Source organism: Pseudarthrobacter sp. AB1 (assembly GCF_014926485.1).
Classification (GTDB): domain Bacteria; phylum Actinomycetota; class Actinomycetes; order Actinomycetales; family Micrococcaceae; genus Arthrobacter.
Genome location: NZ_PZKO01000068.1, coordinates 1 through 14,698 on the forward strand (window position 1 = coordinate 1; position 14,698 = coordinate 14,698).

A 14,698-nucleotide genomic window follows, 5' to 3' on the forward strand; every position below is an offset into this window, starting at 1 on the left:
GGTGGCCTGACCGGCATCATCCTGGCGTCGCCGCCGCTGGACTTCCACGTGTCTGACTCCTACTTTGTGGTGGCGCACTTCCACTACGTGGTCTTCGGCACGGTGGTGTTCGCGATGTTCGCAGGCTTCTACTTCTGGTGGCCAAAATTCACCGGCAAGATGCTCAACGAGCGCCTCGGAAAGATCCACTTCTGGATGCTGTTCCTTGGCTTCCACGGCACGTTCCTGATCCAGCACTGGCTAGGGGTCATGGGCATGCCCCGCCGCTACGCCGACTACCTGGTGGAGGACAACTTCGCCTGGATGAACCAGTTCTCCACCATCGGCTCCTTCCTGCTCGGCGCCTCCATGATTCCGTTCTTCTGGAACGTTTACATCACGTCACGGAGCTCCGAACGCGTTGAAGTTGATGACCCGTGGGGCTTCGGCGCCTCGCTCGAGTGGGCTACCTCCTGCCCGCCGCCGCGCCATAACTTCACCTCGCTGCCCAGGATCCGTTCGGAACGTCCCGCCCTGGACCTCCACCACCCCGAGCTCTCGCAGGTACATACCGTTGAATCGCCTGCACCCGCAGCAGCGGTGCTCGGTAACGCCGACCAGAAGGACACCGCCAAGTGAAAATCGAATCATGGATATTTGGAGCCGGAGTCTTCTTTTTCGTACCGGTTTCCCTGGTTTACGGTTTCCTGACCGACTGGCATGAGTGGGTCGGAACCCTCGGAATTCTCCTGGTTGGCGGCCTCTCCGGAATGATCGGCGGCTACCTTGGCTTCACCGGCAAGCGCATCGGGATGCGTCCTGAGGACCGCAACGACGCCGAGATCCACGAGGGCGCCGGCGAACAGGGGCACTTCAGCCCCTGGAGCTGGTGGCCGCTGGTTCTGGGTCTCGCGTGTGCGGGCGGATTCCTGGGCCTGGCCGTCGGTTGGTGGATCCTGTTCATCGCGGCCGGCCTCGCAGTCGTAGCCCTTGTGGGTTGGGTCTTCGAGTACAGCCGTGGGGACCACGCCCACTAGAAGCCGCTGGACTTCAGCAGATATTTGCAAAACTTACGACGTCGGGCCCCACCTTCTGGTGGGGCCCGACGTCGTCCTTGTTCCTAAGCTTTTGACGCCGGGAGTCACAGTCCGATGCCCCCTGGGAGCGACTACCTGGCTCCCTGTGACTCCAGAAGCTCAGCCAGCATACGGAGGGCCGCCTCCGCGTCGCGGTGAGTGACAGGGCCGCTGAGGGCGCTGTCGGGAACTGAAAGTTCTACTTCGCAGCCGAACGGGAAATCGGCAGTCATCACTTCCAGCAGGGAACGTGCGTCGACGCCCTGGATACCGGCCTTGCGGATGCTGACAGGAAGTCCCGTTTCGGTCACTGCCCTAACGAACACCGCAGCGGGACGGGCATGCAAACCGACTGACGCTGACACAATGGCCTTATGCACTGGCAAGGGGTCTCCCATTTCCTGACGGCCCCCAAACCTTCATCGCTGAATTTCCTGTCCAAATATATCCGGCCGGATGGCCGGGCGACCAAACCGATGAAGCCTGATGATTCGGCGATGGAAGTGGTCTAGTCCAGCGGTGTGGCTTGCCCTAAGCTTGGATAGTGAAAATCGAAGCAATGGCTTACCTCCGTGGCTGATGCCCGCGGCGTTGCCGGTGAGATAGACCGCGGCAGCGGGATTGCCATCTACATCCAACTCAGAGAGATCCTCCGGGCCTACATCGGCGATTCCTGTCCGCCCGGATCCGCTCTGCCCTCGGAACGTGACCTTGCCCTGCGGTTCGGTCTGGCCCGGATGACAGTCCGGCAGGCCATCGATGCCCTTGTCGGCGAGGAAGTCCTCGAACGGGTTGTCGGCCTTGGCACGTTCGTACGGAAGCCCAAACTCGACCTTCAGGTAAAACTCACCTCGTACAGCGAGGAGATGCAACGCCGCGGCATGATCCCGGCCGCTAAAGTCCTGAGCTTTGAACAGATAGGCGCCAGTGCCTTCCTGGCCCGTGAACTGCAGGTCGAGGAGGGGACGCCACTTGTCCGTTTCCGTCGGCTGCTGCTGGCGGACGGAGAGCCCATGAGCGTGGACGAGAACTTCATCCCGGCGCAGCGGGTCCCGGGACTCCTCGACGGCGAGCCCCCAACCTCGCTCTACAACGTGCTCAGTGAGCAGTTCGGGCTCGTCATGGAGTGGGGGGAAGACATGATCGAGGCGACAGCTGCATCGCCTTCGACGGCACGCTTGCTCAATGTCGACGTCGGCGCTCCCTTGCTGAAAATCCAGAGGCACGCCTTTGTTGCCCGGGCGATGGTTGACTACTCGGTTTCGTATTACCGTGCCGACCGCTACAAGCTATGGGTACCGCTCCAGCGGCCAGGTGCCAGGCCGGCCCGCAACCAATCGCTGGGCTACCGGAACCACTAGCAGCGGGCCGGCAGTAGCAAACAGCGGCCGGCCGCCACTAACGGGAAAGGCCCGGTCCAAATGGACCGGGCCTTTCCCGCTACTGCTATCAGTGTTAGTGGCTGAGGCTCTTGCTTTCCTCGCCGGCCTCAACTGCTGGGGCGTGGTGGCCGTGTGCGGCTTCCAGCTCAGCAGGAGTGGCAGGTGCCACGCGGTCCTCAAAGAACCACCTGGACAGGAACGCACGCTGCTTTTCCTTGCGCGTCACAATGCCGTGGTCGTTGGGGACCGCCGGCAGCGGTGACGGCGATTCGAAGCCGACGAGCTTGTAGCGCTTGTATTCATCCAGGGGCGCGTGCACCTCGATGAATTCGCCATGCGGAAGACGGACTATGCGTCCGGTTTCCCGGCCGTGGAGCGCGATTTCGCGGTCCTTGCGCTGGAGGGCGAGGGCTACTCGCTTGGCAACCATAAACGCGATGACCGGCCCGATGAAGAACAGGGCGCGAAGCCAGTACGTCACATCGTTCAGGGACACGTGGAAGTGTGTGGCGATGAGGTCCGAACCAGCGGCTGCCCACATCACGCAGTACCAGACGAAGCCGGCGACGCCAATGGCGGTGCGGGTGGGGGCATTCCTCGGACGGTCCAGGACGTGATGTTCGCGGGTGTCCTTGGTGATCCAGCTTTCGATCCACGGGTACATAAACATCACCGTGAACAGGATGCCTGCCGGTATCAAGGCTGGCAACAGGACGTTCAGCGTCAGCACGTAGCCGAAGACAACGTACTCGAAGTGGAAATCACCGATGACACCGGGCATAAGCCTCAGGGCACCGTCAACGAACCCGATGTACCAGTCAGGCTGGGTACCGGCAGATACCGGTGAGGGATCGTAGGGGCCGTAATTCCAGATCGGGTTGATCGTGAAGAAGCCTGCCATCAGGGCAATTACACCGAAGACGATGAAGAAGAAGCCTCCGGCCTTGGCTGCGTACACAGGTCCGAGCGGATAGCCAACAACGTTGCCGTCGTTGCGGCCCGGGCCGGGGTACTGGGTGTGCTTGTGCACAACCACCATGAACAGGTGCAGGACGATCATCAACAGGATGAGCGCGGGTACGAGCAGGATGTGCAGCATGTAAAGGCGGCCAATAACAGCCGTCCCCGGGAACTCGCCACCGAAAAAGAAGAAGGAAATGTAGGTTCCGACAACCGGGATTGCCTTCATAACGCCGTCGATGATCCGCAGGCCGTTGCCGGAGAGCAGGTCATCGGGGAGGGAGTATCCGGTGAAGCCGGCTGCCATGGCGAGGATCAGCAGGACGCTGCCGACAACCCAGTTCATTTCACGCGGTTTGCGGAAGGCACCCGTGAAGAAAACACGCAGCATGTGCACGGCGATGGACGCTACGAACAGCAGAGCCGCCCAGTGGTGCACCTGGCGCATAAACAGACCGCCGCGGATGTCGAAGGAAATATCCAGTGACGAGCTGTACGCCACCGACATCTCGACGCCCTTCAGAGGGACGTAGGAGCCGTCGTAGTGCGTCTCGGCCATTGAGGGATCAAAGAAAAAAGTCAGGAACGTGCCGGAGAGCAGCAGGATGACAAAGGAGTACAGTGCCACTTCACCGAACATGAAGGACCAGTGGTCGGGGAAGACCTTGCGACCGAATTCGCGGAGGATTCCGGATCCGCCAACACGTGCATCGACGAAGTCGGTGAACCGGCCTGTCTTGGTTTTGGCGACGAAAGCGGGCTCAGCTGTTGATGCTGCGCTCATGCATATCACGCTCCCAGTAACTTGGTCCTACAGGTTCATTGAAGTCGCTGGTCGCGACCAGGTAGCCCTCGTCATCAACCGCAATAGGCAGCTGAGGGAGAGGTCGGCTGGCGGGGCCGAAGATCACCTTGCACTCTTGAGTGAGGTCGAAGGTGGACTGGTGGCACGGGCACAGCAGGTGGTGCGTCTGCTGCTCGTACAGAGCAACGGGGCAGCCGACGTGGGTGCAGATCTTGGAGTAGGCAACAATGCCGTTGTAACCCCAGTCTTCGCGGCCCTCGGAGGGGTTCAGCGACGCCGGGTCCAGACGCATCAGCAGGACAACTGCCTTAGCCTTTTCATTGAGCTTGCCTTCATGCAGTTCGTTCAGGCCCTCAGGAATCACGTGGAAGGCCGAACCGATGGTCACGTCAGAGGCCTTGATCGGCGTTCCGTCAGGGTCACGGGCCAGGCGCTTGAGCTTGCCCTCCTGGGGCGCCCACATGGTGTGGGCCAGCTTGTTGTCCGGACGCGGCCCAAGGTCGCCGAAGATGGCAACCGCCGGCAGCGGAGCAAGGGCAAGGGCACCCAAGAGAGTGTTCCGGATCAGCGGACGACGCTTGATGCCCGTCTCTTCCACGATGTCATCAACGATTCGGACTGCCGCCTGGCGGTCCTCTTCGTAGCGGATCCCATGGCGCTCCTCGGAAACTTCATGGTCCGGCATGAGGGCCTTGGCCCAGTGCACGATGCCGGTACCGATGCCAAGCATGGCGAATGCGGTGCCGAGGCCCAGCAGCATGTTCTGGAGCCGGATGTTGCCAATGGTTGAGTCTTCGCCCCCCAAATCGATGGCGAAGTACGCCACCAGGAAGATCAGGGTGCCGACAACTGACGCGCCGAAAAGTACGGCGACCTGCCGTTCTGCACGCTTTGCGGCCTTCGGGTCCGTGTCGGCCAGGCGCAAACGGTGCGGGGGAATTCCAGGATCCTGGAACTTCTCCACCTCATTCTGACCAGCCGTAGCTACGGTGCCCGAGTGGTTCGGACTGCCGTCACTATGGTTGCCCATAATTCGCCTCATCCTTCTCTCGTCCCGGCGTCTGCCGGGTTAGTTTTCAATTTCAAACTGCTGACTGGGCAGCAGAAGTTCTTAAGATTCCCGTTGCGCCTAAGACGTCCGGGAAGTAAGCCAGATGGTGAAGGCGATGATGACACCCAGGCCTGCAATCCAGGCGAAGAGGCCTTCAGAGACGGGACCGAGGGCGCCGAGGTCAGCGCCACCGGGTGAGCCGTTGGCCTCGATCTGCTTCAGGAAGGTGACGATGTCGCGCTTGCCTTCAGGGGTGACGTTTGTGTCACTGAATACGGGCATGTTCTGCGGTCCGGTGACCATCGCTTCGTAGATGTGCTTGCCGGAGACATCGGCAAGGGCGGGAGCGAACTTGCCACGGGTGAGTGCGCCGCCGGCGGCTGCCGCGTTGTGGCACATCGCGCAGTTAACGCGGAAGAGCTCGCCACCCTTGGCGGCGTCGCCCTGCTCATCAAGCAGGTGTTCTTCAGGAATTGCCGGGCCGGCTCCCAGAGAAGCTACGTAGGCTGAAAGCTGGTGGGTCTGGTCATCGTTGAACTGGGCTGGCTTCTTGTACGCCTGGGGACCGTTCATCTGCATGGGCATCCGGCCGGTACCGACCTGGAAATCAACGGCCGCAGCACCGACGCCGACGAGCGCGGGGCCATCCTGGCTGCCACTCGCACCCATGCCGTGGCAGGTGGCGCAGTTGGCCTCAAAGAGCTTTTCGCCCTCGGCGGTGTCATTGGCGCTGAAGCTGGTGGTGGATGCCTTGGCCTCGTTAACGGTGGTGGCAACGGCATATAGCCCACCAGTGACGAGGAGTCCCATCAGTAGCAGCGCGATTACTGCAAGTGGGTGACGCCGCTTTTGCGAGAGAGCCTTCACGTGGTGGTTCCTTTATTCGATCGTGCGCCGGCTCCTTGAGCCGCTTCTTGAAATTCTGCCTCTTGTAGAAAAGGAATCAAAGCTTGACTACTTCAGTACGTAGATGACCAGGAAGAGGCCGATCCAGACGACGTCCACAAAGTGCCAGTAATAAGACGTCACGATCGCGGAGGTTGCTTCGAAGTGGCCGAACTTCTTTGCTGCGAACGAGCGTCCGATGATGAAGAGGAAGGCTATGAGGCCGCCGATGACGTGCAGGCCGTGGAAGCCGGTGGTCATATAGAACGCTGAGCCGTAGGCGTTGGATGAGAGCGAAACGTGCTCTGAAACAAGCATCGCGTATTCAGTTGCCTGGCCAGCGACGAAGAATGCACCCATGATGAAGGTCAGCGTGAACCATTCGTTCATGCCCCAGCGGGAGAGCTGGAACGGGCCGCCTGTTTTGCGAGGCTGCAGCCGTTCGGCGGCGAAGACGCCCATCTGGCAAGTAAAGGAACTGGCCACGAGGACAATCGTGTTGGCGAGCGCAAAGGGGAAGTTGAGCTTTGCTGTCTCTTCCGCCCACATCTGTCCGCTCGTGGAGCGCAGTGTGAAGTACATGGCAAAGAGACCGGCGAAGAACATCAACTCACTGGACAGCCAGACTACGGTTCCGACAGAAACCATATTGGGGCGGTTCAGCGTGGGGTGCGCCGGGGTACTGGGGGCATGGGTCGCAGATGTCACATAGACATTATGTCTATAAAAGTCCGTAGTTCCCAACGCGAACCGCCTTTTCGGGGGACTTTTTCTACAAAGACGCGAAATCACTGCGAAAAGTTCCCGGCGGCGTTCATATTGGTCAGGTACGGGGTGGCTCGCTAGCATCAGAAGGTGACTTCTCAGGCAACCGCGCCGGCGGACAGCAACACCTGGCCGCGGCTCATAACGGCTCTTATCAACGGTGCTGACCTCACGGCGGGCAATACCGCTTGGGCGATGGACAGAATCATGTCCGGGGAGGCGACGCCGTCCCAGATCGCCGGATTCCTGGTTGCCCTCAGGGCCAAGGGTGAAACCGTGGACGAAATAACAGGCCTCGTGGACGCCATGCTGCGCCATGCAACACCCATCGATATCCCCGGTGAGAAGCTGGACATCGTTGGTACCGGCGGGGACCAGCTCAATACCGTCAACATTTCCACCATGGCTGCCCTCGTCGCTGCAGGCGCTGGAGCGAAGGTCGTAAAGCACGGCAACCGGGCAGCGTCTTCGTCCTCCGGATCGGCCGACGTGCTTGAAGCGCTGGGCGTCAGGCTCGACCTCCCGGTGGCCCAGGTGGCACGCAACGCGGGGGAGGCTGGCATCACTTTCTGCTTCGCGCAGGTATTCCACCCGTCGTTCCGCCACACCGCCGTGCCCCGCCGGGAGCTCGCGATCCCCACCGCCTTCAATTTCCTGGGCCCGCTGACCAACCCTGCCCGGGTACAGGCTTCAGCCGTGGGAGTGGCGAATGCCCGGATGGCTCCGCTCGTGGCAGGCGTCCTGGCGAAACGGGGCAGCCGCGGCCTGGTTTTCCGTGGCAATGACGGCCTGGACGAACTGACCACAACGGGCCCCTCCACGGTCTGGGAAATTCGCGATGGCGCTGTCGCTGAGCTGAATTTCGAGCCGGCCGAGCTGGGCATCCGTCCCGCGACTGTGGCGGAACTCCGTGGCGGGGACGCCCAGGCGAACGCCGCCGTCGTACGCGATGTCCTTGCCGGCAACGCCGGCGCAGCCCGGGATGCCGTGCTGCTTAACGCGGCCGCCGGACTGGTGGCCTTTGATGAATCATGGGATGGCCCGTTCTTGGGGCGTATGCGTTCGGCGCTTGCCCGGGCCGCCGAATCGATTGATACTGGTGCCGCAGCCGCGGTCCTCGATAAGTGGGTTGCACTGACGCGGCCTTGACCCGTCTACATAAAAGGCGCGGGCCGGCTGTGATGCCGGGCCCGCTTCTTTTGCGGGGAAGTGCTCCTACTGTTCGAAGCCGAGCGCGAATGCTGCGTCGAGGTCGTGCTGGGAGTAGGCCCGGAACGCAATGTGCGTGGTGGTGTGAACCACCGCGGGTACCTTCGACAGCTTGTCGGCAATGACGTCAGCCAGATCCTCGTGCCGGGCCACGCGGGCAACGGCGATAAGGTCCCATTCGCCGGTTACGGAATAGACCTCGCTGATGCCCGGGATCGCGGAAATTTCCTCGGCGGTCTCCGGGATGCGGGCGGCGTCGGTCTTGATCAGAACGAATGCGGTGATCACTATTCAATCCTTCCGGATCTGTTGGCCGTAGCTGTGCCCGGCAGGACTCTATGGTGATGCCAGCCTATTACATAGGCGGTGTCCATCAGTTGCGGTGCGGGCGCAGGGCCGGAAGCGGTGTCACGACTTTCGAAGCCTGCGCGCCAGTGCAAGAAGTGCCCGGTAACCCACCAGGAAAAGCCCCAGGCTCAAGAGCGCAACAACCACGAAGGCCACTACTACGCTTTGTCCCGTCAGCGCCCTCAGGATCATGCCGCCGGCTACGGCGCCAAGCCAGACCATAACGCCGGTTGCCATGGACAGCGGACGCCGCCGGGCCCGTCCCGCAAACCAGGCGATGGCGGCCCCAGCCAGGAACGGCCATGCCGTGAGGAAAACTCCGGTGACGATCTCGCCGCGCTGGTGGGCATCCCTGCCGATCGCCGCGAAAACCAAAATCAGGAAGGCATCTGACAGGGCGGCGGCAATAATGGCCTGCCGGGGAGCTGGCATGGACTGTTTGGTCTCGGAATTCATGGCTTCGAGCCTAGCCCGGCGAGGGCGGCGGCCCGGTCCTGATGCTTGCCGGGGTGCGGGGGATTATGGAAGATGGCTGGGACGGCGGCGCTCATCACCAGGGAGGCACAGTGCGTCTGATCCAGGTGGCCCAGCAGGCACATGACCTGCAGCGGCCCGCTGAGTTCTATTCACAACTGCTGGGGGCGCAACCAGCGGCGATCTACGGCCCGCCGGAACTGCTGTTTTTTTCGATCTGGAAGGCGTTCGGCTCTTGCTGGAGCGCGGCGCGCCGTCGTCGGTTCTCTATTTGGAGGTGGAGGACGTCCGGTTGAGCATCAGCGTCCTGCAGGGCAGGGGAGTAGGAGGTAATTGCGCTGCCGCATGTGACCTTTCACCATGGCGACGCTGCCCTGGGCCCGGCAGGAACCGATGAGTGGATGGCCTTCATCGCGACTCGGAACGGAACACAGTTGATTTTTTCGGGCTGGCTACTTGCCCGGATGGACGGCCGGCTTTTGCTCCCGGAAGCTGGCCATTCCCTCCGGACGTCCATAGTTGCCGTGGTGAACCCGCTGGTGATCGATTCCACAAGTGCAGAATGACCTCAGGGATGTCAGCACCAGAGTACGCCGGGGCGGGAGCATTCTGCGCTCCAGCCGGTTGGCGTTACCTGAACTTTTGACCCGCCTGCGGCAGAAGGCGCAATAGCGTGGCGGATCCAGCGACAGACGCTTATGTCCTTTCTCAATTTAGTTGGCCACCTTGACGTGGGAAAAGGCCAGATAAATTGAGACGAAGGGGGTAGGAACCGTCTCAATTTAGTTGGCCATTCCGTATGGAACGCTCGGCGTCCTTGTCCCACGGGGTGAGTTCAGGGGAAGCGGGCTGATGCCCGGTGTCGCTGAGTGGAGTGCCGAGGCCGGTGGGCTATCTTCCCCAGATTCTCCAGGCTTGAGCCAGTGTCGTGCTGTATGGCGTAGTGCCTGCCATACGGGAGGGATTCCTCTCGATCTCTCCGGCGATTGCGTTGAACATGGCGGTGATCCGGTGGGCTACGCGCCATGATTCGTTGTCCTCGGCCTGGGGGAACATCCCCGTACTGGCTTTGACGCTCACGGCGTGGCGTTCACGGGCACGGAACCCGGGTTGGAGCATCCCTGTGTTGAATCCTGGGTCCGTGACAAGTCGGGCGATTCTGACGGTTTCGGGGTACGTGAGCAGGTTGGGGTTGGAGGTGGCGACCCGACGATTCCGCTCAGCCATCTCGGATTGAGCGATCCCGGTGATCGCGCATTCGCGCGCCCATTGCATGATGGGGGATCGGACGAGGACGCCGCGTGGGGCAAGGACCCGGCGGTAGTGGCGTTCGGCGGCGACGAGTTCGGGCAGGGCCCGGATGTCGTGCTGTGGGGTGCCGAGCCAGCGCCGGTGTCCGGCGCAGACCCACCCGATGCGCGGCAGCCGCCCGGTTCCGCCTGATCCTTGGGTGCAGCGCAGGCAGAGCATGCGGTCGATGACGTCGGCGCCGTCGATCACGGCGGGCGTTGCGAAGGCGTTCTCGTGAAGCGCGCCGAGGCTGCGCCAGGCCTGCAGCCTTTCCGGGGTCCGGCGGTGGCTGGGCTTGGGGATGGATCCCGCTTCGGAGAGCGAGCGTTCGATCTTCTCGACGGTCGTGCCGTTGCGGGCGGCGTGGCGGGAGGCGTAGCTGATCAAGCCCTCGCCGCCGAAGATCCTGGTGGGGACGGGGATCGGCTGGATCGTCATTGGGCCCGCTGCAGCCCGCGTTTGTGGCTGCCGGCGGACATGGCTGCACGTGTGTGGTGGTGTTCTTCGGCGGCGTAGTCCGTGGCTGTGGCCTGGAGGCGGCGACGGTCGATCTTTTCGGTGCCGTCGATGATCGCTCCGATGGCCGCGTCCGACAGGAGGGCGCGGAGGCCGCCGATGCTCCCGCCGGTGCGGTCCCACAGGTATGCGGCTTCCTCGGCGAGGGACTCGGGTTCGTGCTCGGCAAGCGGGAGGAGGTCCTCGACGCCGAGGACGAGTTCGGTCCAGGCCTCGCGGTCTGCCTTGGATCCGTTTCCGTAGGGACGCATCTGATGCATGATCATCCTGGCCTTGATCTGCCTCCCCATGTCCCCGGCGAACAGGTCCGTGGTGGGCAGGTCGATGCCGGCGTAGAGGAAGGTCGCGTCCAGCCGGTCGGCGAACTGTTTGAGGGTGCTGGCCGCCTCGGCGCCGGCCTGCCTGTTCGTCGTCAGGTTGTGAACTTCGTCGACGACCACCAGCGATGTCCCCAAGGTGCGCAGCACACCCACGACGTGCTCGGTGACCAACTGCGCGGTGGACCGCTGGGGCACCGGTAGGCCGAGCCAGCTGGCGAAGGCCTGCATGAGCATCCTCGGTGTGGTCGATGGGGGGACCACAGCGTAGACCACCGGGGCGAAAGACACGTCATCGATACGATCGAGGCGCCTGCGCTCGGCTTTCTCAGGGCGCTTGCCGATCAGCAGCGCGGCGGTGGACTTGCCCATCCCGGCCGCCCCGGAGACCGCAAGCCCTCGCCGCGCCGTGGCGGTGGTGGCCGCGTTGCGCGCGAGGATGATTCTGGTCTGCCGGGTAAGGGCATGCGTGTCCGTGGTCTCCAGCACGGTGTCGGCCGCCAGCCAGCCGAAACGTTCCCGGTCGTAGGCGTCCTTCTCCTCGGGGGAGAGTGCTTTGAGCTCCTTGCGGGAGAGCCGCTCCGGCTCGATCGGGGCGTGGTCGACGAACTGGCGCCAGGCGGTCAGGGAGTCGGGGGTCGCGATGGCTCAGTCCTCCAGAAGGTCGATACGGCGGGCATGACGACGCGGACGCGGACCCGCAGGTGCGGTCGCAGCCGCCGCGGACGGGGCAGCGGCGCCCGGTTCGGGCTTGGGTTCTTCTTCAGAAACAGGGGTCAGAAGCCGAAGCGGAGCCGGATCCGGAACGCTCGACGGCGAGGCGCTGGCTCGCCTGGCGGCCCGGGCCTCGGCCCGACCTGCCGGGGCGGTCATGATGCGATTGACCTCTGCGAGCAGGTCGGCGCCGGGGATGCTGCCGGAGCGCCTGTCCAGGGCCTTTTTCGCGGCGGCGAGGACATCGAGGGAGAACGGGCCGGCGAGTTGGCGTGCCATGGTCCATTCGGCTTCGATCCAGACACCCCCGCGGTGGTCGCGGACATGGATGGACTGCAGCCGGTAGGGATCGTAGCGGATCTCCCAGCGTCCGTTCGCGGGGGCGGGCAGCCCCGAGTGCACGCCCCGGTATTCGTGCAGGGCGGGATTGTCGTAGTGGAGGTTGTGGAAGTTGATCCCGTACGGCTGGATGGTGCGCCAGTCCAAGGGCAGCAGGGCGATGTAGTCCTCGCGGGTGAGCGTGACCGGGATCTGCGGGGCGACGCCGGAGAGCGCGGCGAAGGCCTCGTTCGGGGTCAGGTCCTTCTTTGGCATGGCCGGGTGGCGCAGGCCCGGGTGCGGGCGGTTCTGCCAGACGGCGACGAGCCACCAGTCAAGCAGGTTCTGGATATCGGCGAGGCTGAATCGTGCCTCGGCGGCGGGGTCCTTGCCGCGGCGGACGACGTTCGGGCCGGTGTAACCGGCGAGGTATTGCGTGAAGCCCGAGTTGACCCCGGCGAAGAAACGCTCGATGTGGGGCTTGTCGGTCCCGGTCCGCGGTGCGGCCTTGGTCAGGCTGATCTGGAGGCGTTCGCACGCGCTGGTGAACGTGGCGCCGATGTAGACCTTGCCCCGGTCCACGGTGATCGACTCGGGCACGATGACGGGCTTGGCAGCGATCGCGGAGCGGACGTCCGCGCCGCCAGGGATCATGCCCTGGGGCAGGACCGATCGGGAGTAGCCCAGGGCTGCGTCCCAGCCGGGCTGCAGCGGCAAGGGGGTCATGGCCCTGGCCAGCAAGACCGCGGCGTCGACTGCCTTGGTCGCCTCGGGGCGCAGGACCGCCGCCAGCGGCGTCCGGGTCGCGATGTCCAACGCCACGGTCAGGTCGGCCTTGCCCGTGGACCCGTCGGGGTAGATGAGCATCAGGTCCAAAGGGCTGGAGTCGATCTCCACGAGTTCCCCAGGCCGCGCGGGCGCCTGCCGGCCCCATGTCCGGTCGGGCCGGCTGGCCTGGGTCCTGCGGGTCGTGGCGTTGCCGAACGGGTGCCGGGACTTCTCCAGTTTGGCCAGGATCCTGTAGAGAGTGGCGGGGGACGGGACCGTCAGGCCCTGCCGCTCGGCGAGGGCACGGACTCGGGTCACGGCGCGGGACCGTGTCCCGGTGGACGTGTTGGTCTGCCCAGAGATCTCGGCCTCAAGCAGCGCCACGAGCTCCGGGTCGGCCCAGCCAGCCAGGGTGCTCTGACGTGTGTTGCGCCCGTCGGCAAGTCCGGCGATGCCCTGCTTGCGGTAGGCGGCGACGTGGCGGCGCAACGTACGGGCCGCGATCGGCGTGCCCGCGGCGGCGAGCTCGGCCGCCTTGGCCTCGATGCGGCGCAGCAGCGGGTTGGCCAGGTCGTACTCCGGCTTGGGCGCCGTCCCGGGGGCGGCGTCCGGCGGGGTCCCGTTGACGAGCTCGTAGACGTGACGGTGCAGCAGCTCAGCCTGCGCCCGGGCACCGGGCTCGAGCGTTTCGAGCAGCGCGACACCGGCCAGGGACGGCAGGGGAGCGGGCGCGTCAGGCAGGTACGAGTCGTCGGCAAGCTCGGCGACCGGCAACCGGCGGATGCGGCCGGTGGAGAGATTCTTCAAAGCCAGCTCGGCGCCGTCGTGGGCCGCCACTTGCCAGGAGGCGCCGTCGAACTGGATGAAGTCGAACAGGCGCACAGACTTCACGACGCGGCCTCCCGCGACCTGGCGTCCCAGGCGGAGCCCGCCTTCGGTGCGACACCCAGGGACACCCGCGTGTTTTGCGTGAGCAGGGCGTCGAGGTCGACGACCAGCACCCCCGTGAACAGCAGGTGGAGCGCCTGCGCGCGGACGATGCCCTCGTCGGCGCCCAGCGCCTTGGCTGCCCGCCGCACGCCCCCGGTCAAAGAGGCCTCCGGGTTGAACGAGTCGACCAGCACGGCCGCTGCGGTGCCGTCGGGGGCGAAGCGGTCCTGGCGGTAGCCAGCGAGCCACCGCAGATTCGACGCCAGCGGCTCGGCCAGACCGGTGAAGACCTCGTACTCCCATCCGGCCGCCGCGCAGGCTTCGCGGGTCAGGCCGAACTGGCGCTCCGCGGACCGGACACGGCCTGCAGGCTTAACGTCGACGACCCTGCCCGTGCCATCCCGCAGCCGGACGAAGAAGTCGGGCACGTGGCCCCGGGAACCCTCGGTCCCGCGCGGCCACAGGAACGCGAACGGCTGGGAAGCGACCCCAACGACACCCCGGTCATGGTCCGCCGAAAGCAGGAAGTCGCGCTCCAGCAGGCTCTCGAACCCAACATGGGACCGGACCGTACTGGACCACCATCTGCCCTCGTAGTTCCGCTTGCCCGTCCACGAGAAGAACGCCCGCACGGGAAGCGCCGACTCAAGCCCGAGCGATGCAAGAGCCCCAGAAAGCGGCGTATTCACCATACGCCCGTCCAGGCGCGCCAGCACACGGGTCCCGTCCGTCATGTTCGAAGGCAGCGCCCTCAGCGGCTTAACAGCATCCATGGTGGCCAGATTAACTGAGACAAACCCCAGAAATCCGTAGGTGGCCAGGTAAGTTGCGAAAATGGCCAACTAAATTGCGACAGGACAGACGCTTAGTTCCACTTGGCCTACTAGGATCAGGTGCGAAATAGCGGTTCA

The 14,698-nt window shown here is 64.0% G+C and carries 15 protein-coding genes; 4 read left to right on the top strand and 11 right to left on the bottom strand.

Annotated features, from left to right (window positions below):
- Together DAD99_RS19015 and DAD99_RS19020 are read left to right on the top strand one after the other, a co-directional pair.
- Window positions 1-618, top strand: a 618-nt coding sequence (locus DAD99_RS19015) for a cbb3-type cytochrome c oxidase subunit I (protein WP_193342787.1), incomplete at its 5' end; no start/stop codon positions are given.
- Window positions 615-1,016, top strand: coding sequence for a cytochrome c oxidase subunit 4 (locus DAD99_RS19020; RefSeq protein ID WP_193342788.1), 402 nt, complete (start codon window positions 615-617; stop codon window positions 1,014-1,016). The genes DAD99_RS19015 and DAD99_RS19020, both read left to right, overlap by 4 nt.
- 131 nt (window positions 1,017-1,147) lie before the next feature.
- On the opposite strand, the gene DAD99_RS19025 is transcribed toward DAD99_RS19020, so the two are convergent.
- Window positions 1,148-1,441 (bottom strand): HPr family phosphocarrier protein, encoded by a 294-nt coding sequence (locus DAD99_RS19025; protein ID WP_185260589.1) that lies wholly within the window; start codon window positions 1,439-1,441, stop codon window positions 1,148-1,150.
- 186 nt (window positions 1,442-1,627) lie between these two features.
- Between DAD99_RS19025 and DAD99_RS19030 the strand changes: the two genes are divergently transcribed.
- Window positions 1,628-2,416 (top strand): GntR family transcriptional regulator, encoded by a 789-nt coding sequence (locus DAD99_RS19030; RefSeq protein ID WP_193342789.1) that lies wholly within the window; start codon window positions 1,628-1,630, stop codon window positions 2,414-2,416.
- A gap of 94 nt (window positions 2,417-2,510) precedes the next feature.
- Here DAD99_RS19030 and DAD99_RS19035 read toward each other — a convergent pair whose 3' ends face one another.
- The 4 genes from DAD99_RS19035 to DAD99_RS19050 form a co-directional block, all read right to left on the bottom strand.
- Complete coding sequence (locus DAD99_RS19035; RefSeq protein WP_193342790.1) at window positions 2,511-4,181, bottom strand: cytochrome bc complex cytochrome b subunit; 1,671 nt, start codon at window positions 4,179-4,181, stop codon at window positions 2,511-2,513.
- The gene (locus tag DAD99_RS19040) at window positions 4,159-5,232 is read right to left on the bottom strand and encodes a ubiquinol-cytochrome c reductase iron-sulfur subunit (RefSeq protein WP_193342791.1); all 1,074 of its coding nucleotides are present in this window, start codon (window positions 5,230-5,232) and stop codon (window positions 4,159-4,161) included. Before DAD99_RS19040 ends, DAD99_RS19035 begins: the two co-directional genes overlap by 23 nt.
- Window positions 5,233-5,331: 99 nt before the next feature.
- The gene (locus DAD99_RS19045; RefSeq protein WP_193342792.1) at window positions 5,332-6,120 is read right to left on the bottom strand and encodes a cytochrome c; all 789 of its coding nucleotides are present in this window, start codon (window positions 6,118-6,120) and stop codon (window positions 5,332-5,334) included.
- An 87-nt stretch (window positions 6,121-6,207) separates the two neighbouring features.
- The gene (locus DAD99_RS19050; protein ID WP_227008265.1) at window positions 6,208-6,882 is read right to left on the bottom strand and encodes a heme-copper oxidase subunit III; all 675 of its coding nucleotides are present in this window, start codon (window positions 6,880-6,882) and stop codon (window positions 6,208-6,210) included.
- Window positions 6,883-6,993: 111 nt separating this feature from the next.
- On the opposite strand from DAD99_RS19050, the gene trpD reads away from it, so the two are divergent.
- Window positions 6,994-8,052: an anthranilate phosphoribosyltransferase gene (gene trpD, locus DAD99_RS19055; protein WP_193342794.1), complete on the top strand. Its 1,059-nt coding sequence runs from the start codon at window positions 6,994-6,996 to the stop codon at window positions 8,050-8,052.
- Window positions 8,053-8,118: 66 nt separating this feature from the next.
- Here the strand turns inward: trpD and DAD99_RS19060 are convergent, their stop codons facing one another.
- The 6 genes from DAD99_RS19060 to DAD99_RS19085 form a co-directional block, all read right to left on the bottom strand.
- Window positions 8,119-8,400 carry an Lrp/AsnC family transcriptional regulator gene (locus DAD99_RS19060; RefSeq protein WP_056340053.1) on the bottom strand — a complete coding sequence of 94 codons (282 nt, stop codon included), beginning with the start codon at window positions 8,398-8,400 and terminating at the stop codon, window positions 8,119-8,121.
- Between the two features lie 120 nt (window positions 8,401-8,520).
- On the bottom strand, window positions 8,521-8,916 hold the full coding sequence (locus DAD99_RS19065; RefSeq protein ID WP_193342795.1) for a DUF3054 domain-containing protein: 396 nt from the start codon (window positions 8,914-8,916) through the stop codon (window positions 8,521-8,523).
- A gap of 909 nt (window positions 8,917-9,825) precedes the next feature.
- Window positions 9,826-10,662: a hypothetical protein gene (locus DAD99_RS19070; protein WP_193342796.1), complete on the bottom strand. Its 837-nt coding sequence runs from the start codon at window positions 10,660-10,662 to the stop codon at window positions 9,826-9,828.
- A complete protein-coding gene (locus DAD99_RS19075; protein ID WP_309233411.1) occupies window positions 10,659-11,546 on the bottom strand; it encodes an ATP-binding protein in 888 nt (295 codons plus the stop codon). Before DAD99_RS19075 ends, DAD99_RS19070 begins: the two co-directional genes overlap by 4 nt.
- A 159-nt stretch (window positions 11,547-11,705) precedes the next feature.
- Window positions 11,706-13,748, bottom strand: coding sequence for a Mu transposase C-terminal domain-containing protein (locus DAD99_RS22205; RefSeq protein WP_193342797.1), 2,043 nt, complete (start codon window positions 13,746-13,748; stop codon window positions 11,706-11,708).
- A complete protein-coding gene (locus tag DAD99_RS19085; RefSeq protein WP_193342798.1) occupies window positions 13,745-14,560 on the bottom strand; it encodes a TnsA-like heteromeric transposase endonuclease subunit in 816 nt (271 codons plus the stop codon). The genes DAD99_RS22205 and DAD99_RS19085 overlap by 4 nt, the downstream gene beginning before the upstream one ends.
- Window positions 14,561-14,698 lie beyond the last annotated feature (138 nt).

What these genes read in the sequence shown, in the direction of transcription:
- DAD99_RS19035 (WP_193342790.1), bottom strand. Translation starts at nt 4,181, where the DNA reads ATGAGCGCAGCATCAACAGCTGAGCCCGCTTTCGTCGCCAAAACCAAG.
- DAD99_RS19040 (WP_193342791.1), bottom strand. Translation starts at nt 5,232, where the DNA reads ATGGGCAACCATAGTGACGGCAGTCCGAACCACTCGGGCACCGTAGCT.
- DAD99_RS19065 (WP_193342795.1), bottom strand. Translation starts at nt 8,916, where the DNA reads ATGAATTCCGAGACCAAACAGTCCATGCCAGCTCCCCGGCAGGCCATT.
- DAD99_RS19070 (WP_193342796.1), bottom strand. Translation starts at nt 10,662, where the DNA reads ATGACGATCCAGCCGATCCCCGTCCCCACCAGGATCTTCGGCGGCGAG.
- DAD99_RS19085 (WP_193342798.1), bottom strand. Translation starts at nt 14,560, where the DNA reads ATGGATGCTGTTAAGCCGCTGAGGGCGCTGCCTTCGAACATGACGGAC.